Source organism: Lactobacillus sp. B3795 (assembly GCF_026535805.1).
Classification (GTDB): Bacteria; Bacillota; Bacilli; order Lactobacillales; family Lactobacillaceae; genus Apilactobacillus; species Apilactobacillus kunkeei_C.
Window position 1 is genome coordinate 199,080 of the sequence record NZ_JAFNPE010000006.1, and the last position, 21,365, is coordinate 220,444.

The window sequence follows — 21,365 nt, forward strand, 5'->3', positions numbered from 1 at the left end:
TATAACAGCTCCTTAATCATCTTTTACATCTATTATATCTTCACCAAAAAGTTGTGTTGCTTGTTTAACTATTTTGGGTTCATTGTCTTGTTTTTCATTATTATTATCATCGTTTTGGTCTGAATTTTCAACACTTGAATTTTCAGATTCTTCTCGAACGTCTTTACCACTATTCTTTTGGGCAACGATGTAACCCTTTCTGATTTCTGGCCATTGTTCAGCCGGGATAAAGACAAAGTCTGGAACGTAACTTAAAATACGATCCAATCCATTACCTAAGGCATCTTGTAGTTCTTCGTCAGTACTTGCCTTTTGGAATAGGAATGGATATTCGAATGAAACAACCACACCGTCATGACTGGCAGCAACTGGCTTAGAAACATTCATCAATGCTCGCTTGGTTACGTCTAGTCCACTTAATAATTCATCCCAAATGTTTTGAATGTTGGTTAAATCTTGACGAGTGGCGTTGTCCAAAACTGGATAAATCTTGGTTAGGTTAACCCTAGCATTACTTGAACTACCTGATGGTTTCTTAGCAGCAGGTCTTCTGGCAGGTTCGCTAGCAGCATTCCCACCTTTATTAGCAGCAACACCATTCTTGGTTAGTTCTTCGACTTGTTTTTGTAAACTAGCTACTTGATCCTTCAATTGTTGAACCAATTGGTTATCAACATTTGAAGCACTGGCAGTTTGCACAGCTGGCTGTGGTTGTGCTGGTGCTTGGCTAGCAGCTTGTTGGTTGTCGGTGGATAGCTTAACGGTCAATACATCTAGATAAACGTCTGGATGCATTGTGTATCTCATTTGGTTTTGAATGTCGTTTAAGTCAACAATCATACGGTAAACTCTCTTCGCATCCACAATTGATGTGAGTTGTTTGAACTCTTCATCAATCACACCTAGTTCTGATTCTTCGACCATTTCAGGTGATTGTTGGTATAACAAGATGTCTTGACAGTACTTAATTAAGTCTTCGACAAATCTTGCTGCATCTTTACCAGATTCTAGCATTTGTCTAACATCTGATAGCGCATCCTTAACATCGTGGTTCACAACATTGGTTAGGTATTTTGATAGTAGTGACTTAGTCACACTACCAGTTACTTGCAATGCATTTTCGTAAGTAACCTTATCAAAGCCAAATGACAATACTTGATCTAGGATACTTAGGGCATCACGCATCCCACCTTCTGCGGCTTTGGCGATTACCTTTAGCGCCTTGTCATCATAATCAATCTTTTTATCGTTTAAAATGAATTCCATTCTGCCTAAGATGTCATTTGCGGTGATACGTTTAAAATCAAAACGTTGAACACGTGAAATGATTGTAGCCGGAATCTTTTGTGGTTCGGTTGTGGCTAGAATGAAGATAACGTGTGCAGGTGGTTCTTCCAATGTCTTTAACAATGCATTGAAAGCCCCTGTTGATAACATATGAACTTCATCAATAATGTATACCTTGTAGGTTGCTTGAGTTGGCGCATACTTGGCCTTATCTCTAACATCCCTAATTTCTTCAACCCCATTGTTTGAGGCCGCATCAATTTCGATAACATCATTTAGTGTTCCATTTGTAATGCTTTCACAAATTTCACATTCGTTGCAGGGTTCCCCATCTTTTTGGTTTGGACAGTTAATTGCCTTTGCCAAAATTTTCGCAGCGGAAGTTTTTCCAGTTCCCCTAGGACCTGCAAATAAATAAGCATGACTCAATTGATTGGTGACAATCGCATTTTTCAATGTGGTGGTAATAACATCTTGACCAATCACATCGTCAAAACGTTGCGGTCTCCATACACGGTATAAAGCTTGGTAACTCATGGAAAACTTCCTTTCAAAAAACTAGTTACTTACATTATATATTCTATTCAATAATTATTCCATTATCGTTTTTACATCGTAGATAAAAAAATCTCCTAGCCAGCATTTGACTAGGAGTTTATTTGTATAAAAAACAAGAAGCACAAGCGTAGAATACTTAGTGCTGCTTCCTCTCGGATCTGACACGGTTCGTAAACACAACTTTGCTTCAAGGCCTTGCGGCAATAATTATATTAACTTATTCAGGATTATTTTTCAAGCTTATTTCTTTTTTTCTTAGCTTCTTTGCTTCTTTTGCGTGCTGCTTTGAAAAAAGACTTCATTAAATGCTTAGCATCATCAGCCAGCAATCCACCAGATACATTAACCTGATGATTCAATCGACTATCCTCTAACACATGATATAGACTTTCGGCGGCACCCGCCTTAATATCGTTAGCTCCATAGTAGACATTCTTGATTCTGGAATTGATGATTGCTCCTGCACACATTAAACATGGTTCAATCGTTACATATAAATCACAATCTTCCAATCGCCAACTATGCAAACGACGACATGCTTCATCAATGGCGACCACTTCGGCATGATCTAACGCATTGTTGCTTAACTCACGGAGGTTATGACCCCTACCGATAATCTCACCATCTTTAACAACGATTGCCCCAATCGGTACCTCGTTTATCATGTATGCTTTTTTCGCTTCGAATAAAGCTTCTTTCATATAGTATTCGTTTGTCTTATCCATTAAATACACTTTCCAATATATAGTAACCTTTGTTCTTCTTGATAATTTCACAATTACCAAATAATGATTGCATTAACTTCTTAGCAGATGGTGCCCCTTGTTTCTTTTGTAATACCACAGTTAGTGTTCCCTTTGATAATAAATGATCAACTGCACCAGAAATCATTCCATCAACAACATCCTTCCCTGCTCTTACAGGTGGGTTGGTAATAATTGCGGCAAACTTATCGGTAACATTTTCATAAACGTCAGAATTATGAATTTTAACATTTGAAACGTGATTTTGTTCGGCATTCTTCACGGCTAGTTCTAATGCTAGGTTATTAACGTCTACCATTTCAAACGTTCTGTCGGGATGATGCTTGGCTAAAGCAATTGCCATTGGGCCATATCCACATCCTAAATCTAGGACATTTCCGTCTGGAATTTTATCAAAATTAACACTTTCAACTAAAGTTTTTGAACCAAAATCAACAGTTCTTTTTGAGAAAACCCCGTTATCAGTGGTAAAGGTCAATGTGTTGTTTAATAAATCAAAATTCCATGTATGAAGTTCGTGTACAACATGTGGATTAGGTGTATAATAAAATTCGTTCATTTCAAATCAGATCCTCGTAAAAAATTTTTTAAATTCGCTAAGACACTGTATCTAGTAGATTAGGAACATTTCGACCACTAAATATGGTGTTTTTTATTTGATTTTTTTCTGTTCTGGTGTAAACTTTTATATATAAATTAAAGGGAAATATCTTACATATTTCGATTGAAATGTAATACATATTTCGTCAAAAGAAAGGGAGCAATACCATGGCACAAGTAACTGTATACTCAAAGAATAATTGCATGCAATGCAAAATGACTAAGCGCTTTTTAAGCGAACACGATATTGATTTTATTGAAAGAAACATTAACGAAGAACCCGAATATGTTTCATACTTAAAATCAAAAGGATTCATGTCACTACCAGTTGTGGAAGCAGATGGTATTGACTCAATTTCCGGATTTAGACCAGATCAATTAAGCCAACTAGCTTAATTTCAAATTACGTATTATTCATTATAATATAAAATGTTGTTTTTGGCGAAACCGCTAATGGTCTCGCCTTGTTTTTTCTCAAGTTTAATTTTACTAATGAAAGAGTGGTTTAAGCATGTCGTTGAAAGATTTGAAGGACGTAACCTATTACGACCTAAATAATGAAATTAACATCCCTAAGGATGATAAGATTCAATTAAATAAAGATAAAGAAGCGCTTGAAGCCTTCATCAAAGAAAATGTTGAACCTAACCTTAAAAAGTTTGGTTCTCTAAAAGAAAAATTCGATTTTCTAATCGATAACGATTACCTTGAAGAAGAATTCATCAACAAATATGACTTTTCATTTATTGAAAAAATCTACGACTACTTGGAAAGTCAAAACTTTAAGTTCAAATCTTTTATGGCCGCATACAAATTCTATGCTCAATACGCCCTAAAGACTGATGATGGTAACTACTACCTAGAACAATTCATCGATCGTGTTGCTATCAACGCACTATACTTCGCTGATGGTGATGAAGAACTTGCTATGAACTTAGCAGATGAAATTGTTCACCAAAGATACCAACCAGCCACCCCTTCTTTCCTAAATGCCGGAAGAAAACGTCGTGGTGAATTTGTATCATGTTTCTTAATTCAACCTACTGACGATATGAACACTATTGGTAGAACTATCAACTCTGCCTTACAACTATCACGTATTGGTGGTGGTGTTGGAATTAACCTTTCTAACCTACGTGCTGCAGGTGATCCAATCAAGCATATCGAAGGTGCTGCTTCTGGTGTTGTTCCAGTTATGAAACTTCTAGAAGACAGTTTTTCATACTCAAACCAACTAGGACAAAGACAAGGTGCCGGGGCCGTTTACCTAAACGTATTCCATCCAGACATCATCTCATTCCTATCAGCTAAGAAAGAAAACGCCGATGAAAAGATTCGTGTTAAAACTCTTTCACTTGCTGTTACTGTTCCTGACAAGTTCTATGAACTTGCTCAAAACGATGATGAAATGTACCTATTCAGTCCATACGATGTTGAAAGAATTTACGGCGTTCCATTCTCATACGTTGATATCACCAAAGAATACGACAACATGGTCGCAAACGATGAAATCAAGAAGACTAAGATTAACGCTCGTGAACTAGAAACTGAAATTAGTAAATTACAACAAGAATCAGGTTACCCTTACATCATTAACATTGATACTGTTAACAAGGAAAACCCTATTGACGGTAAGATTGTTATGAGTAACCTATGTTCAGAAATCATGCAAGTACAAGAACCTTCTACTGTTGATAACGAACAACACTATGAAAAACTTGGTACTGATGTATCATGTAACTTAGGTTCAACTAATATCGTTAACTTAATGGCAAGCCCTGACTTTGGTAAGTCAGTTGACGCAATGGTTCGTGCCTTAACTTTCGTTACTGATCATTCAGACATCAACGTTGTTCCATCAATCCAACGTGGTAACGCCCTATCACACAGTATTGGTCTTGGTGGAATGGGTCTTCACAGTTTCTTAGCTAAAAACCAAATCGAATACGGTTCTGACGAAGCAATCGAATTCACTGGTGTTTACTTTATGCTATTAAACTACTGGACTTTAGTTGCATCAAACAAGATTGCTGCTGAAAGAAACGAAACTTTCCACAACTTTGATAAGAGTAAATATGCTGATGGTTCATACTTTGATAGATACACTACCGAAGACTGGGGTCCAAAATCTGACCGCGTAAAAGAACTATTCGATGGCATTTTTGTTCCAAACCAAAGTGATTGGGAAGAACTAAAACAAGCTGTTATGAAGGATGGTTTATACCACCAAAACAGAATGGCTGTTGCACCAAACGGTTCAATCTCATACATTAATGATTCAACTGCTAGTTTGCACCCTATCATTAGTCGTATCGAAGAAAGATATGAATCAAAGACTGGTAAGATTTACTACCCAGCTCCATACCTATCAAACGAAACTCTTAAGTACTACAAGTCAGCTTATGACATTGACATGAGAAAAGTTATTGATACTTATGCTGCTGCTCAAAAGCATGTTGATCAAAGTATGAGTCTTACTCTATTCATGCGTTCAACAATTCCTGAAGGTCTATACGAATGGAAGAACGGTAGAACTGATAAAATGACTACTCGTGATTTAACTATCCTACGTAACTACGCTCACGCTAAAGGCATTAAGTCACTATACTATGTCAGAACTTACACTGATGATAACCAAGAAGTCGGTGTTAACGAATGTGAAAGTTGTTCAATCTAATTAGTTAGGAGAATTTATACAATGGATAATTACAAAGCTATCAACTGGAATGCTGTAAGCGACCAAATTGATAAAGCGACATGGGAAAAACTAACCGAGCAATTCTGGTTAGATACTAGAATCCCTTTATCTAACGATTTAGCTGATTGGAGAACGTTAGATGACGATCACAAATGGCTAGTTGGTCATGTCTTTGGTGGTCTAACTTTACTTGATACACTACAATCACAAGACGGTATGGCCGCACTTAGAAAAGATGTTGCCACTCAACACGAAACTGCTGTTTTAAACAACATTCAATTCATGGAATCTGTCCATGCTAAGAGTTACTCATCAATCTTTTCTACCTTAAATACTCCTGATGAAATCTCAGAAATTTTTGACTGGAGTGATTCAGAAGAATTCCTTCAAAACAAGGCTAAGAAGATTTATGACTTATATCATGATGATTCAAACCCATTGAAGAAAAAGATTTCGAGTGTATTCCTAGAAACCTTCTTATTCTACTCTGGTTTCTACACCCCACTATGGTACTTAGGTCACAACAAGTTACCTAACGTTGCTGAAATCATTAAGTTAATTCTTCGTGATGAATCTGTTCACGGAACTTACATTGGGTACAAGTTCCAACTTGGTTTCAACCAATTAGGTGGAAACGAACAACAAGACCTAAAAGATTGGATGTACAACTTCTTGTATGACTTATACGAAAACGAAGAAAAGTACACTCACATTCTATATGATCAAGTTGGTTGGACTGACGATGTATTGAAGTTCATCAGATACAATGCCAACAAGGCACTAATGAACTTAGGTCAAGATCCAATATTCCCTGATAACGCTGAAGACGTTGATCCAATCGTCATGAATGGTATCTCAACATCAACAGCTAACCATGACTTCTTCTCACAAGTCGGTAACGGTTACCGTCTAGGTGAAGTTGAAGCTATGAAGGATGACGATTACAAGATTTGGTATCCAAAAGATAACAAATAATCATAAATAAAAAGAGGACGAAGTTTAATTACTTCACCCTCTTTTTTTATTCCGTTAGACGCAAAAAAATACCCGATACAGAATTATTAATATCTATATCGGGTATTTTTATTTACTCAATTTAAGTTGGCTAAAAAGACCTATTTTTTGAATAATCTCTTCCAAATTGATTTCTTTTCACATGGTGTATCATCAACATGTTCATTTACCAATACAAGTAATTGAAGCATGGTGAATACTAGTGAATTTCCACGACGGTATGAGATGTACTTAGGTGTCCATTCACTAACGTATTTTTCCTTGTAAGATCTTAATCCTTGGAAACTGTAGAATGCAGTTCCGTACTTGTAGATTAAGTTAGAAATCTTTTCGTCAATGAAACTATATCTAGATTCACCAACGTTTGATAATGGAGCCATTCCAAGGTTGAAGTACTTGTAACCTTCATCCTTTACATAGTTGAACAAGTTAATGAAGATTCCATCCATTATTCCTGATGGTGCATCTTCGCTTGATCTCATCAAATCAATTGATGTCATTTCATGGTCACCAGTTGGCATGATGTTAGCAAAGGCAACAACCTTGTTGTCCTTATCCTTCATTACAGCAATTGGTGCTTGGTTTAGGTAGTAACTGTCAAAGTATCCTAATGAGAATCCCTTTTCTGGTTTACCCTTCAACCAGTTATCAGATACCTCTCTTAATTCATCAATGAATGATGTTGAGAAAGGAGGTTGAATAATTTCAAATTTGTATTCGTCACGGTCGAATTTATTCATCAAGGCTCTTTCACCACGATGCTTCTTACCGGCAATTGAGAATGTATCTAAGGCCACGTGACCTTCTTCCCCTGCCTTGGTAAAACTAAATCCTTTTTCGTGAAGTAACATTGTTAGTTCTTCACCGATTTCATAGAAAACAAGTGAGTAACCAATGTTGTCACTATCTTCGATGAACTTATCAATCGCGTTTTCAAGTTTATCCATGTTACCGATTGGTTCACCCATGATCATAATCTTGTTAGCACGACATTTGTACATGAAGAATAGTTGGTCTTTACCATCTTCTTGATAGAAGTAGATGCTCTTGTCGCGAACATAAGCTAAGTGACTTACTTCGTTTCCACCAAATTCATTAATAACGTTAGATACTCTATCGCCATCAAATGGTTGGTTTAACCAATCGACCTTTGAGTATGATAAGAAACGGAATGTTAGAACTAAGATTAGGAAGGCTAAAATCAATCCTAAAAGACCAGCAAACCATACTTGAGGTGATGGTAATAGGTATGAGTTAGTCCAGTGGAATACTGCAAACTTGAAGTTTGTTAGTAAACCAATGATTAGGTATACAACAAACGCACTAACGAATATTAGTAAATCAATTAACGCATGTCCCCATGAGTATGTGAACTTTTGTCTGTATAATACCTTGTAACTTAGCCATAGGCAGCCAAGTAGGATTACGGACATAACTACCATGTTGGTTGGGAAGTCTTCCTTCCAAAGTGTGTTCCATAAGGCGATTACTAAAATGACCGCTGTTGGCCAGAATGCCTTCTTCACCTTTGAACCAAATCCACGCGCAAAACCAATTAATAGGAATGCAACGATGACTGTACTTAGTTGATCCAAGAAGTAGAACGAATATGGTTCTAGTGAAATATAGAATCTATTAACTAATACTAGGTTAGGAATAACGGCTAGTAGTAGCATCATGATTCCTGAGAAGTACATAAAAATAGTAATAAACATGTGAGCTAATCTTTGTAGAATTAGCTTTGGAATACCGTCTAAAAAGTTGTTGAAACGTTGGAATACGTCTACTACTAGGAAGATAATTCCCAAGAATACTGGGAAAATGTAGTAGAACGCACGGTATAGGATTAACCAAACCGCTGCGTCACTTGGTCTAACACCAATGAACATCAATCCAACTAGCATGGTTCCTTCAAAACTTCCAAGTCCACCGGGAACTAATGAAGCGACCCCTACTACGTTTGCAACGACGAATACTGGAAATACGGCTAGTAGGTTAATTGGTTGATGCATGAATGCACCAATTGCCATGAATAATCCAGCACAACCTAACCATTCAAGACATGATCCAACGATTAATTGGATTTCTAGTTTAGCGGTTAAGTCTTTGAAATAATCAGAATCATTTAAGCGTGTGATGATAAACAAAATTGGGAAGTATAGTCCACCAAGAACTAGTACAATCCACCACCACCAGTCATGACTATTAGTTCCAAAACCGAAACTAAACATCATGATAATGGCTACCCAACAGTATGTGGATAGTCCGGCTAATAAGAAAATAACAATCTTAGAGATTGCATATAATATTTGTTTTTTAGTTGCGTTTTCACTGTAAAAACTAGAACGCATACTTGCACCTAACACACCACCGAAACCAGCAATGTTAGTAAGTGTATTGGTAATCCACCCTGTCTTTACAATATATGATTTTTTAAACTTACCCGGTAGAAAATCAACGATTGTAAAATCATATATTAACATCGGTGAAACTGCGATAAATCCCAAAATTATCATGATAACAATCGACACTGGTGATAGTCTTGAAAAACTTTCAGCCATTTGTCTTCCACTAATTTCCTTTGAAACAGAAAAGATAACGTGAACAACAACAGCTAAAACGAATACCACGAATAGGACTTTTACTAAAGTCATATGTCGATTGATCCAGTCTCCACATTTCTTAAATAAAGCTTTCAATTACGTTTCCTCCATAAATCTTATTACTACTATTATCTCAATTAATAATTGTTGGCACAAGGCTTTATATCAAAATATGTACAAAAAAAGAACGTGTGATAAATCACACGTTCCTTTAAAGGGAAATTACTTAAGAGTAACTTCTGCACCAACTTCTTCAAGTTTTGCCTTGATGTCGTTAGCTTCGTCTTCTTTAGCGTCTTCTTTAATTACTGAAGGAGCACCATCAACTAAGTCCTTTGAGTCCTTTAGACCTAGACCAGTGATTTCACGTACAACCTTGATTGCTTTAACCTTTTGGCTACCAGCAGAAGTTAGTTCTACAGTGAATGAGTCCTTAGCAGCACCATCAGCACCACCAGCAGCTGGAGCAACAGCTGCAGCAGCAGTAACGTCGAATTCTTCTTCAATTGCCTTAACTAAGTCGTTTAGGTCAGAGATTGAAGCTTCTTTAATTTGTTCAATAATGTTATCTTTATCAAAAGCCATTTTAATTTCCTCCAATTTGGATAGTTATAATTTTATATTATGAGCTTAGGCTGCGTCGCCATCGCCCTTTTCTGCAACTGCCTTAACAGCAATAGCAAACTTGCGAACAGGTGATTGTAACATGCTTGCAAGGATAGAGATTGATTCGTCGCGACTTGGTAATGAAGCGAATTCGTCAATTTCTTGTAGAGTAGCAATCTTGTTTTCAAGAATACCACCCTTGATTTCAACAGCGTCAGTGTTATCAGCAAAATGCTTTAATACCTTAGCTGGAGCAATAGGATCTTCATCAGAGAATGCTACGGCAGTAGGACCCTTGAATAAGTCACCTAATTCTTCGTAACCTGCTTCCTTAGATGCACGTACAGCAATGTTATTCTTGATAACACTGAATGAAACACCTGCATCACGTAATTGCTTACGTAGGTCAGTTACTTCAGCAACGTTTAAACCACGGTAGTTAACAACAATAGCAGTAGTAGCATTGTTGAATTGTTCTGTAACAGCTTCTACACGTTTAGCTTTAGCGTCGATTACTTCTTTCTTTGGCATTGTTTCACCTCCCAATATTTTTTGGGATTTAATAAAAAATCCCTATGCCACCTAGACATAGAGAAACCGTTTTAAGTGTCCTCGTTGGGATATTAAGGTACAAGTACCACCCAAGTCTTAGGTAGATATCAATTTTTATAACAAATAGTAGTTTACTATATATATAAACTTTGGTCAATAGGGATTTTCAAATTCCAAATTAATTACTTAACTTTAGAATGATTCTAGATCAACCTTTACACCAGGTCCAAAGGTTGTTGAAACTGATAGGTTACTGATGTAAGTACCACGAACTGAAGCTGGACGGTTCTTAACGATCAAGTCTTCAATAGCCTTGAAGTTACCAACTAGCTTGTCAGCATCGAATGATGACTTACCGATGATAACAGCAACGTTTCCGTCACGGTCAGTACGGTAAGTAACCTTACCTGATTTAGAATCAGATACGGCCTTCTTAACATCCATAGTAACTGTACCAGTCTTAGGGTTTGGCATTAAGTTCTTTGGTCCAAGAACACGACCTAGACGACCAACTTGAGCCATCATGTCTGGTGTTGCGATAGCAACATCAAAGTCTAACCAACCGTTTTGGATTTTTTCAGCTAGGTCTGCTTCACCAACAAAGTCAGCGCCGGCTTCTTCAGCTTCCTTAGCCTTGTCACCCTTAGCAAATACAACAACTTTTTGGTCTTTACCTGTACCGTTTGGTAAGACAACAGCACCACGTAATTGTTGATCAGCTTGTTTAGTGTCAACATTTAAGTTAAATACAACTTCAACAGTTGAATCGAACTTAGCAAAATCAATTTTCTTTACAAGATCAACAGCTTCTTCAACTGAGTAAGCCTTGTTACGGTCTACTTGTTTTAAAGCATCTTGATACTTTTTACCTCTTTTTTGAGCCATCTGTGTTTTCCTCCTTGCAATTGTGGTTGTAACGGATAAACCTCCCACATAACACCTAAATAATAGGTGTTATGGTACTACAGTATAGAAATAATTGTTGAATTAACCTTCAACAGTGAATCCCATACTACGTGCAGTACCTTCGATCATACGCATTGCGGCTTCAACATCAGCTGCGTTTAGATCTTTCATCTTAGTTTCGGCGATTTCCTTAACTTGGTCCTTAGTTACACTAGCAACCTTGTTAGTGTTTGGTTCACCGGAACCATGTTCAACACCAGCAGCCTTCTTCAATAGAATTGAAGCAGGTGGTGTCTTAGTAATGAAATCGAATGAACGATCTTCATATACAGAAATCACAACTGGAATCAAGTATCCTGCTTGATCAGCAGTACGAGCGTTGAATTCCTTAGTGAATCCCATAATGTTAATACCAGCTTGACCCAATGCAGGTCCAACTGGAGGAGCAGGTGTTGCTTTACCCGCAGGAATTTGCAATTTAACTACGTTAGCTACTTTTTTAGCCACGAGACATACCTCCTTAAGTCCGTGTGTGGTAAAAATTGGAGATGAGATTTCTCCTCCCACTTAAGTATGCGTAAACATACAACAAATAATATATCACGTTTAAATATTTTTAACAACCCAAATTTTCTATCTAATTGGTTGTACTTGGTTAAAGTTTAATTCAGCAGTAGTTGCACGACCGAACATATCAATATTAACCTTCAACTTACCTTTTTCGTCATCTTTTTCGATAACCTTACCTGAAAGATCAGCAAAGGCACCGTCAATAATAGTAATTGTGTCTCCCACTTCAGCATCCAATTCTTGCTTTTCTTGAGAAACGCCAAGACGACTTAGAACTAGTTCTACTTCATCTGGTAGCAATGGAGTTGGCTTACTTCCTTGACCATGTGATCCGATAAATCCAGTAACACCTGGTGTATTTCTAACGATGTACCATGCTTCGTCAGTCATAACCATTTCTACTAGAACATAACCAGGGAAAGTCTTTTCCATCTTAGCCTTGTCTACACCATCTTTAACTTCGTGTTCTTCTGTTTCTGGAACAACTACTCTAAAGATAAAGTTTGACATACCCATTGATTCTTTACGTGAATCAAGGTTAGCCTTAACTTTGTTTTCGTATCCTGAGTAAGTATGAATAACATACCATTGCTTTTCTGCTGATTCCATTAAAATTAGCTCCCTCTATGATTTTTTGCAAAATAAAAAAACTCCGCACTCACGAAGTTTCAAACTACCTATTATAATATCACTATTTACTATAATTTAAAACAGTAAATTATAGGTATAGTAATCCTGATTGAATTGCCCAGTCAACAATTGCAAAGAAGATTGCAAAGATAATTGACATTGATACTACGATGGTAGTGTCAATTCTAGTTTGGTGACCATTAGGCCAAACAACTAGTTTCATTTCAGTACCAACACTTTTAAAGAACTTAAATAATTTCATAGTTTTCCTCCACTAACGTGTTTCTTTATGCATCGTAGCCTTGCCACAATGTTTACAGTATTTTTTTACTTCTAATCGATCTTCATGGTTATTACCAACCGAGGTTGTGTAATTACGGGATCCGCAGACTTCACATTGTAAAGCAACTTTATTCTGTGACATCGTATACATCCCCCTTTTGAATAAATTCATAATAGCATTTATATTTTTGATAGTCAATTTATGCTGATGGCTAGTCATAGACCTTTTTTACAATCTTCTTTAACTTGTTTTTGACCCTAGCAATACAATTATCAACTATATTAGTAGCGTTCTCTGGATGCCTTGCTAAAGCCAGCTTTAATTTATCGATTGAAAAATTATTTTCATTAATCAAATCTTCTAAATAGCAAAAGGCGATTTCCGATTCCAGAGGTGATAGTCTAGCAATCAACTCTTCGTAACAAATCTTGATATTCATTGACTGATCTGGTGTTAAAAAGATTCTATCCTTCAAGCTGTTTTGAAAGTATAACTCGTTAGCATTATATGAAACCATTTTATCAACCGGCATCCGCTTCTTAGCTTTTCTTTTTCTTAAGATGTCATATAAATGATTCTTTAAACTAATTTGGTATAACGTCCCAAACGTCGCTTTATGGTTTATATCATAATTACGAATATTTTTTACCATTACCAGCATTGATTCTTGATACCAGTCATCGATGTCCATATCGTGCAAGTAATAATTACGCCACACTTTATTAACCAACGGCTTGTATTTATCAAACAGCTTTTGCAATGACTCTTCATTGCCGGTTTCTTTAAAATCAAGAATTAATTCTATATCAATATTATTTTGGTCAAAGCTCATTACCTATTCACCTCTGATTATAATTACATAAAATAATTTATATAGTTACATAATCATAAACAAGCGAATATTTGTTCATTTATATTTCAACAAATCGGTATAAATATATATATCTTTTAATCATTTGTTAAATTATCTCTTAGCTTTTCAAGTCTCAACAACTGATCATTAGACCAAGGAGTTCGACGACCAGTTAACTGATTGGTATAACTACGAACTTGCGTCTTAATCTCACGTTTTGAACGTTCAACATCACGAAGCAATTCTCGTGCTGATATTCTCAAGGCCCCTGCTGAAAAAACAGTCCATTGTTCAGCTTGATCAGATGTTACTACGACGACCTGAACAAATCTAGATTGCTTTTGTCTAGCATATGCTTCGATATAACTATCAGCTGTTTCATCTTTGTTAGTCCAAACAATGTCTAAGTTATGCTTCTTATCTTTCTTTGATAAACCAGGAACATACATCGCATCGAAGATAATCTTCATATCTAAGTCACGGTATTTTTTATATTCGGAAATGATATTAATCAATTCATCCCTGGCATCTGCCAAACGATTATCCAGCTTTAACTTATTCAATTCAGGCCAATTTCCGATGACGTTATATCCATCGATTAATAATAGTTGTTTTTTCATTGGCTTAATCCTTCTTATAGTGGATTTCTTGAATTATAAGCTTGATACATTAATAAACTAGCAGCCACACTGGCATTTAAACTTTGTAATTGACCGACCATTGGAATGGTTAACATTTCGTCTACGTTCTTCTTTAGAAGTGGTGAAATTCCCTTACCTTCATTTCCAATGATTACGGCAACTGGTCCTTTGGCATCCCAACGACGGTAATCTGCACCTTTAACGTCAGTACCAAATACCCAGACACCTTGTTGTTTTAAATCGTTAACAGTGTTAACTAGGTTAGTCACTCTAGCAACTGGAATTCTTTCAATGGCACCAGCAGATGTCTTAGCAACCGTTGATGTTAAACCAACGGCACGGTGCTTTGGAATAATCACACCAGTAACACCGGCAGCATCGGCTGTTCTGATAATTGAACCCAAGTTGTGAGGATCTTCAATGTTATCAAGAATTAAAAAGAATGGTGGTACATCTTGTTTTGCTGAGTTTTCAAACAATTCATCAATGGTTGCATACTTGTATGGTGAGATTGATAAAACCACCCCTTGGTGATTTTGATTATCTGAAAGTAAGTCTAACTTTTGCTTTGGCACAGTTGAGATTACTAGGTGCTTTTGCTTAGCTAGCTTGATGATTTCTTCAACACTTTTTTCGTCTTTTTTGATTCCGTTTTGTAGGAAAACCTTGTTGATTTCTTGCTTTCCTCTTAATGCGGAAACAACCGGATGGCGTCCGATTATAAATTCGCTTTGGTCGTTAGTCTTCATATTTTGGCCTCCCAGCATCGACTTGTTCAATACACCAGTTAGATAGTTCTTCTAAACGGTCATCTTGTTTGCTTAATGAAAGATACCCCATCATGGCTTCAAAACCAGTTGAATGGCGGTAAGTCAAAACGCTAGTGTTCTTAGCATGTGTGTAACTCTTAGCATTACGACCTCTCTTGAACACTGCATCCTCTTCGTCTGTTAGGATGTCGTCTTCAATCATCAAATCGATTAATGCTGCTTGAGCCTTTGCTGACACGTACTTTCTAGCTGTCTTTTGTAGGCGGTTGGGTTTAGTAATACCTAAGTTTAAAAGGTGTTTTCTTACGAACACTTCGTAAACTGAATCGCCAAGATATGCTAATGCAATTCCATTTAACTGTTTATAATCCACGTTCTGGTTTTCCATCATTTATTCCCTTCTGAAACGAGTACCTTGAGCAGTATCTTCTAGGATAATTCCTTGGTCTCGTAGTTGATCTCTAATTTCATCACTTCTTGCGAAGTCCTTGTTCTTTCTAGCTTCGTTACGTTCATCAATCAACGCTTGAACTGAATCGTCATCTAGTGTTTCTTCCTTGAAGACAACACCAAAAATAGAAGCCATCTTTTCTAGCTTTGCAATGATTAGGTTAACAGTATCCTTACCTACTTCAGGTCTTTGGGCATACATATTACCAAGTTTAGCTAGTTCGTATACACAATCAATTCCGTTTTGTGCATTGAAATCATCATCCATCGCATCTTGGAAATCTGCTTGAATTTGTCTGATTTCTTGTTCTAGTTTCATATCAATAATATCTGTCGCATCGCTTAAACGATATTTCAAGTTATTGTATGCATTTCTTAACTTGTTTAGGTTGTTTTCAGCGGCCTGTAAATTAGTTTCGTTGTATTGAATTGGACGACGGTATTGTGTAGTTGACATCAAGAATCTTACTACTTGAGGATCAACCTTTTTAACAATATCGTGAACAGTCACAAAGTTGCCTAGTGACTTACTCATCTTTTCGTTTTCATCACCGACGGTAACAAAGCCATTGTGCATCCAATAGTTAACAAACTTTTCACCAGTCTTGGCTTCACTTTGTGCACGTTCGTTTTCATGGTGAGGGAACTTCAAGTCTTCCCCACCACCATGGATATCAATTGTGTTACCCAAGTACTTGGTAGACATTACTGAACATTCAATGTGCCATCCCGGACGACCTTTACCCCATGGTGAATCCCATGAGATTTCACCTGGCTTAGCAGCTTTCCATAAAACAAAATCGATTGGATCTTCTTTCTTGGAAAGTTCTTCTTCTGACACATGTTGGCTAGCTCCTGATTCCAAGTCATCTACACTTTGGTGTGATAAATGACCGTAATCATTGAACTTTCTTGCTCGATAGTAAACATCGCCGTCAACAGCATATGCATAACCATCATCAACCAATTCTTTTACGAATTGAATAATTCCATCAATATTATCAGTAGCTCTTGGATTAACAGTTGCTGGTTCAACGTTCAATGCAGCCACATCTTCTTTGTAAGCTTCAATGTACTTGTTAGCAATATCCATTACTGTACTGTTTTCTTCTTTAGCTTCATTAATTAATTTATCATCAACATCCGTAAAATTAGAAATGTAATTCACTTGGTAACCACAATATTCAAAGTAACGACGAATAGTATCAAATGCAACGATACTACGCGCGTTTCCAATATGAATATAGTTATATACTGTTGGACCACAGACATACATACCAACTGTTCTTGACTTAATTGGCTTAAATACGTCTTTTTCTTGAGTTAATGTATTATAGATCCTTAGCATTAATGGCACCCCTATTCCTATTTTTTATACTTACTTCATTCTATCATAATAATAGTCACTATATTAGGATAAATTCAAATAAAAAAGCCCGCCAAAGCATGCTTTAGCGAGCCTTATTTATTATTGATTGATTTGCTTTAAAGTTTCATCAATGTGTTTTAGAGCCTTTTCTCTACCAATCAATTCGATTGATTCAGGTAGTTCAGGACCGTGACTTTCATGAGTAACGGCAATTCTGATTGGCATCCATAGTTGACGTCCCTTGATCTTAGTTTCCTTTTGAATTTCCTTAATTGTCTTTAGGATTTCAATCTTATCGAAAACTGGAACATCCTTAATCTTTTCAGCAAAGGCCTTTAGAACAACTGGTGCAGTTTCATTTTGAATTTCTTCAAGAGCTTCACCAGAAACCTTAGCTGGTTCGTTAAAGAATACGTCAGCCATTGAGTTGATTTGAGCCATGTAGCTCATTTGTTGCTTGTAAGTATTGATTAACTTACGAGCCCATTCAATAGTTAAAGCATCTGGGTTTTCAGGAATGTTACCCTTGGCGATTAATTGACGTAATGCTAAGTCCATAACAACGTCTTCATCAGCAGCCTTAACGTATTGGTTGTTGATCCATTCTAGTTTCTTGTTATCGAAGTTAGCTGGTGACTTGCTTAGACGGTTTTCGTCGTACATCTTGATGAAATCACGTTGTGAGAAGATTTCATCTTCACCCTTTGGAGACCAACCTAATAGAGTAATGAAGTTAAACATTGCTTCTGGTAGGTATCCTAGGTCTCTGTATTGTTCGATAAATTGAATGATTGATTCATCACGTTTACTTAGTTTCTTACCAGTGTCGGCACTAGTAATTAAACTCATGTGACCGAATACAGGAGCTTCCCAACCAAATGCTTCGTACATCATTAATTGTTTTGGTGTATTAGCAACGTGGTCGTCACCTCTGAATACGTGTGAAATTTGCATTTCATGGTCATCAATAATAACCGCGAAGTTGTAAGTAGGCATTCCGTCACGCTTTACGATAACGAAGTCCCCACCAATAGTATCAGAGTTAAATTCAACATGACCCTTAACAACATCGTCCCATGCGTAAGTCTTGTTCTTTGGTACTCTGAAACGAATAACTGGTTTCAAACCTTTAGCTTCTGATTCAGCCATTGATTTTTGAATTTCTTCTTCTGACATACCAGCGTATTCATATTCATAATGAGGCATGATGCCCTTTGCGCGTTGTTCTTCACGATCAGCTTCTAGTTCTTCTTCTGTTCTGTATGAGTAGTAAGCCTTGTCTTCATCCAATAGTTGTTGGATCAATGGATCGTAGATTGAACGTCTTTCTGATTGTCTGTAAGGACCAAACTTACCAGGTTTGTCTGGACCTTCATCCCAATCTAAGCCAAGCCATTTTAAGTTGTCTAACTGACTTTTCTCACCATCAGCTACGTTTCGCTTAGTATCAGTATCTTCGATACGGATAATAAACTTACCTTTATTATGTCTAGCAAATAGGTAATTAAAAATTGCTGTTCTAGCATTACCAATGTGTAAATGTCCTGTTGGACTTGGTGCATATCTAACACGAATTTTCTTATTAGCCAATGATATTTTCTCCTCTTTTTTATAAATTCTTAGAATAACATTCTAATTTTACAATTATTAGCGATAAAAATAAAGTGTTCAGTAAAAATCTAAAGGTATCTATAACCTTTTATTTATCATCAATTCTAGCGAAAATCATTTTACCTGCATCTGTTTGAATTGAACTGGTAACCTCAACAGATAGTCGTTCGTTTAGATGATTCTTACCATCTTCAACAACCACCATGGTTCCGTCGTCCAAGAACGCGACTCCTTGGCTTCTTTCAGTTCCCTTTTTCAAAATCATAACTTCAAGATGTTCTCCGGGAACAAATCTTGGTTTTAGTGAGTTAGCCAATTCGTTAATGTTTAAAACGTTAACCTTTTGGAATTGGATAACCTTGTTTAAGTTGTAATCGTTAGTAATGATTGAACCATTGAAATCCTTAGCTAGTCTGATTAGCTTGCTATCGACTTCTTTGATGTTGTCATAGTCTTGATCAGTAATTTCAATTGGCATAATCTTTTCAGTTTGTAGTTTATTTAAAATATCTAAACCACGACGACCACGAATACGCTTTTGACTATCGGCTGAATCTGCAATGTATTGCAATTCATACAAGACAAACTTAGGAACAAGTAATGTCCCTTCGATAAATCCAGTCTTTGCCACCTCATAGATACGACCATCAATCAAAATGTTGGTATCCAAAATCTTAATTGATTTACTACTGTTACGGTTTGCAGAGTTAGTCAAAGCATTTCCGCCCTTTTTCAAGCTAACCCTAAAAATCTTGCGCCAATCATTTAACTTAGTAGTTCCCAATAGAAAACCCAGGTATCCAAAAGTAATCATCAATAAAGCTGGCAAGATTAAGTTAGTGATTAAATAAGGCGTTCTAAATAAAACGATTGAAATTAAAGTCGCTAAAATCAATCCAATAATCATCCCTAAAGTCCCCATCAAAATATAGAATGGATTCTTTTGTGATAATTGTTTTTCAACCTGACTCATTGCATTCATGATTCGTTTAACAACAAACAATGAAAGAATATAGAAAACAATGGCGCCAATTACTGAATCAACTAGTGCATTATTTAATAAAATTGAAGGGTTTTCCCACAATGCATGCCAAATAACGGGTAAATAAATTACCCCTAACGTTGCTCCTAAAATGACAAATATAAATTGGATAACCGTAAATCGATCAATTTTTTTCATTATTATCTTCCTCAGTATGTGTTAGTTAAGTGCGATTTTAATCGCTTGAGCCAGTGTGGATACACCAACGACTTCAATTCCGTCTGGAGCAGTCCATCCTGACATATTATGTTTTGGTATTAATACGCGCTTAAAGCCCAATTTTTGCGCTTCTAAAACACGTTGTTCAATGCGGTTAACTCGTCTAATTTCACCAGTTAAACCAATTTCACCAATGTAACATTCACTAGGGTCGGTTCCCCTGTTCTTGTAACTTGATGCCACACTAATGGCTACCGCTAAATCGATTGCTGGTTCGTTTAACTTAACTCCACCAGCAGCCTTTAAGAAGGCATCTTGGTTTTGTAGCATTAGTCCCGCTCTCTTTTCAAGAACCGCCATTAAAACGGCTACACGGTTACGGTCAATCCCGGTAGCTGTTCTTTGGGCGTTCCCAAATACGGAAGGTGTTACCAGTGCCTGAATTTCGACTAATATTGGTCTAGTTCCTTCAATCGAAACAACGATTGCAGATCCATTAGCGTCCTTCAAACGTTCTTCCAAGAAGACCTCTGATGGATTAGCAACTTCTCGTAATCCGGATTCTTGCATATCAAAAATCCCTAACTCGTCGGTTGAACCAAAACGGTTCTTCACGGCTCTTAAGATACGGTATGAATGATGCATGTCTCCTTCAAAGTATAAAACAGTATCAACCATGTGTTCCAGAGTCTTAGGTCCGGCAATTGATCCACCCTTGGTAACGTGGCCAACCACAAAGATTGTAATTCCATTGGTCTTTGCAATGGACATTAAATCAGCGGTAATTGCTCTTACCTGTGATACGGACCCAATTGCGGAATCAACCTCTGGTTCAGAAATGGTTTGAACAGAGTCAATTACGACTGCATCTGGTTTAATCTCATCAATGGCAGACTTGATGGCACCCATATCAGTTTCTGGATATAGATACATGTTGGAGCCATTCACGGATAAACGTTCCGCTCTTAGCTTAATTTGACTGGCACTTTCTTCCCCAGATACATATAGAACACGTTGGTCCTTAGCACCTAATTGGCCAGAAATTTGAAGTAATAGTGTGGATTTCCCGATACCAGGATCCCCACCAATTAAAATTAATGAGCCCGGAACAATTCCGCCACCTAATACACGGTTAAACTCTTGGGATTCAGTTTCAAAACGTGATTCCTTTTCGAACTTAACGTCTTTGATTAGTTGTGGTTTTGTTTGCTGACCATTGAAATCCATTCGGTGAGTCGATTTCAAACTCGATGTTTCTTTTTGAACGGTTTGTTCTTCAAACGTGTTCCATTTTCCACAGTTAGGACAATGTCCCAGGTACTTTGGTGAAATGTATCCACATTCTTCGCAAACAAATTGGGTCTTTACTTTAGCCACATTAATTTCCTTTCTTTAATTC

Annotated in this window: 22 protein-coding genes, 1 other RNA gene and 1 other annotated feature; of the genes, 3 read left to right on the forward strand and 20 right to left on the reverse strand. The window is 36.9% G+C overall.

The genetic code is table 11. From position 1 onward, the window contains the following. Positions 1-12: 12 nt before the first annotated feature. The 4 genes from dnaX to J3U50_RS04295 all read right to left on the reverse strand — a co-directional run bounded on the left by dnaX (position 13) and on the right by J3U50_RS04295 (position 3,168). Positions 13-1,824 carry a DNA polymerase III subunit gamma/tau gene (gene dnaX / locus J3U50_RS04280; protein ID WP_301945630.1) on the reverse strand — a complete coding sequence of 604 codons (1,812 nt, stop codon included), beginning with the start codon at positions 1,822-1,824 and terminating at the stop codon, positions 13-15. Positions 1,825-1,948: 124 nt separating this feature from the next. After that, an RNA gene (ffs, locus tag J3U50_RS04285) (signal recognition particle sRNA small type) lies at positions 1,949-2,045 on the reverse strand. A 27-nt stretch (positions 2,046-2,072) separates the two neighbouring features. Continuing rightward, a complete protein-coding gene (gene tadA, locus J3U50_RS04290) occupies positions 2,073-2,570 on the reverse strand; it encodes a tRNA adenosine(34) deaminase TadA (protein WP_301945631.1) in 498 nt (165 codons plus the stop codon). Beyond that, positions 2,563-3,168: a class I SAM-dependent methyltransferase gene (locus J3U50_RS04295; RefSeq protein WP_301945632.1), complete on the reverse strand. Its 606-nt coding sequence runs from the start codon at positions 3,166-3,168 to the stop codon at positions 2,563-2,565. Before J3U50_RS04295 ends, tadA begins: the two co-directional genes overlap by 8 nt. Positions 3,169-3,377: 209 nt before the next feature. Here J3U50_RS04295 and J3U50_RS04300 point away from each other — a divergent pair, with 209 nt between their 5' ends. The 3 genes from J3U50_RS04300 to nrdF all read left to right on the forward strand — a co-directional run bounded on the left by J3U50_RS04300 (position 3,378) and on the right by nrdF (position 6,882). Next, a complete protein-coding gene (locus J3U50_RS04300; protein ID WP_034531908.1) occupies positions 3,378-3,605 on the forward strand; it encodes a redoxin NrdH in 228 nt (75 codons plus the stop codon). A gap of 115 nt (positions 3,606-3,720) precedes the next feature. Continuing rightward, a complete protein-coding gene (gene nrdE / locus J3U50_RS04305; protein ID WP_054449742.1) occupies positions 3,721-5,886 on the forward strand; it encodes a class 1b ribonucleoside-diphosphate reductase subunit alpha in 2,166 nt (721 codons plus the stop codon). Positions 5,887-5,907: 21 nt separating this feature from the next. Beyond that, positions 5,908-6,882, forward strand: coding sequence for a class 1b ribonucleoside-diphosphate reductase subunit beta (gene nrdF, locus J3U50_RS04310; RefSeq protein WP_301945633.1), 975 nt, complete (start codon positions 5,908-5,910; stop codon positions 6,880-6,882). Positions 6,883-7,022: 140 nt separating this feature from the next. Here the strand turns inward: nrdF and mprF are convergent, their stop codons facing one another. From mprF to radA, 16 genes are all read right to left on the reverse strand, one after another. Next, a complete protein-coding gene (mprF, locus tag J3U50_RS04315) occupies positions 7,023-9,620 on the reverse strand; it encodes a bifunctional lysylphosphatidylglycerol flippase/synthetase MprF (protein WP_263500993.1) in 2,598 nt (865 codons plus the stop codon). A 126-nt stretch (positions 9,621-9,746) separates the two neighbouring features. Then, positions 9,747-10,109: a 50S ribosomal protein L7/L12 gene (rplL, locus tag J3U50_RS04320; RefSeq protein WP_034534701.1), complete on the reverse strand. Its 363-nt coding sequence runs from the start codon at positions 10,107-10,109 to the stop codon at positions 9,747-9,749. Between the two features lie 45 nt (positions 10,110-10,154). Further along, the gene (gene rplJ / locus J3U50_RS04325; protein ID WP_034531904.1) at positions 10,155-10,661 is read right to left on the reverse strand and encodes a 50S ribosomal protein L10; all 507 of its coding nucleotides are present in this window, start codon (positions 10,659-10,661) and stop codon (positions 10,155-10,157) included. A 24-nt stretch (positions 10,662-10,685) separates the two neighbouring features. Further along, positions 10,686-10,801, reverse strand: a sequence feature (ribosomal protein L10 leader region). Positions 10,802-10,874: 73 nt separating this feature from the next. Continuing rightward, positions 10,875-11,567, reverse strand: coding sequence for a 50S ribosomal protein L1 (gene rplA / locus J3U50_RS04330; RefSeq protein ID WP_034531903.1), 693 nt, complete (start codon positions 11,565-11,567; stop codon positions 10,875-10,877). Positions 11,568-11,669: 102 nt separating this feature from the next. Beyond that, the gene (gene rplK / locus J3U50_RS04335) at positions 11,670-12,095 is read right to left on the reverse strand and encodes a 50S ribosomal protein L11 (RefSeq protein WP_034531902.1); all 426 of its coding nucleotides are present in this window, start codon (positions 12,093-12,095) and stop codon (positions 11,670-11,672) included. A gap of 126 nt (positions 12,096-12,221) precedes the next feature. Next, positions 12,222-12,767: a transcription termination/antitermination protein NusG gene (gene nusG / locus J3U50_RS04340; protein WP_034531901.1), complete on the reverse strand. Its 546-nt coding sequence runs from the start codon at positions 12,765-12,767 to the stop codon at positions 12,222-12,224. Between the two features lie 109 nt (positions 12,768-12,876). Further along, positions 12,877-13,050, reverse strand: coding sequence for a preprotein translocase subunit SecE (secE, locus tag J3U50_RS04345; RefSeq protein WP_034531900.1), 174 nt, complete (start codon positions 13,048-13,050; stop codon positions 12,877-12,879). 12 nt (positions 13,051-13,062) lie between these two features. Further along, positions 13,063-13,212 (reverse strand): 50S ribosomal protein L33, encoded by a 150-nt coding sequence (gene rpmG / locus J3U50_RS04350; RefSeq protein ID WP_034531899.1) that lies wholly within the window; start codon positions 13,210-13,212, stop codon positions 13,063-13,065. Between the two features lie 70 nt (positions 13,213-13,282). Further along, the gene (locus tag J3U50_RS04355) at positions 13,283-13,903 is read right to left on the reverse strand and encodes an RNA polymerase sigma factor (RefSeq protein WP_301945634.1); all 621 of its coding nucleotides are present in this window, start codon (positions 13,901-13,903) and stop codon (positions 13,283-13,285) included. A 116-nt stretch (positions 13,904-14,019) separates the two neighbouring features. Next, entirely contained in the window at positions 14,020-14,544 is a 525-nt protein-coding gene (locus J3U50_RS04360) for an NYN domain-containing protein (RefSeq protein ID WP_053791535.1), read from the reverse strand. A gap of 14 nt (positions 14,545-14,558) precedes the next feature. After that, positions 14,559-15,314 (reverse strand): 23S rRNA (guanosine(2251)-2'-O)-methyltransferase RlmB, encoded by a 756-nt coding sequence (gene rlmB, locus J3U50_RS04365; protein WP_034531897.1) that lies wholly within the window; start codon positions 15,312-15,314, stop codon positions 14,559-14,561. Next, on the reverse strand, positions 15,304-15,726 hold the full coding sequence (locus J3U50_RS04370; protein ID WP_034534704.1) for a Mini-ribonuclease 3: 423 nt from the start codon (positions 15,724-15,726) through the stop codon (positions 15,304-15,306). The genes rlmB and J3U50_RS04370 overlap by 11 nt, the downstream gene beginning before the upstream one ends. Next, positions 15,727-17,133 (reverse strand): cysteine--tRNA ligase, encoded by a 1,407-nt coding sequence (gene cysS, locus J3U50_RS04375; protein ID WP_054607949.1) that lies wholly within the window; start codon positions 17,131-17,133, stop codon positions 15,727-15,729. It abuts the gene before it with no gap. Between the two features lie 120 nt (positions 17,134-17,253). Next, positions 17,254-18,744 carry a glutamate--tRNA ligase gene (gene gltX, locus J3U50_RS04380; protein WP_054605405.1) on the reverse strand — a complete coding sequence of 497 codons (1,491 nt, stop codon included), beginning with the start codon at positions 18,742-18,744 and terminating at the stop codon, positions 17,254-17,256. A 109-nt stretch (positions 18,745-18,853) separates the two neighbouring features. Continuing rightward, positions 18,854-19,945 carry a PIN/TRAM domain-containing protein gene (locus J3U50_RS04385; RefSeq protein WP_301945635.1) on the reverse strand — a complete coding sequence of 364 codons (1,092 nt, stop codon included), beginning with the start codon at positions 19,943-19,945 and terminating at the stop codon, positions 18,854-18,856. A 21-nt stretch (positions 19,946-19,966) separates the two neighbouring features. Next, on the reverse strand, positions 19,967-21,343 hold the full coding sequence (gene radA / locus J3U50_RS04390) for a DNA repair protein RadA (protein WP_034534706.1): 1,377 nt from the start codon (positions 21,341-21,343) through the stop codon (positions 19,967-19,969). Positions 21,344-21,365 lie beyond the last annotated feature (22 nt).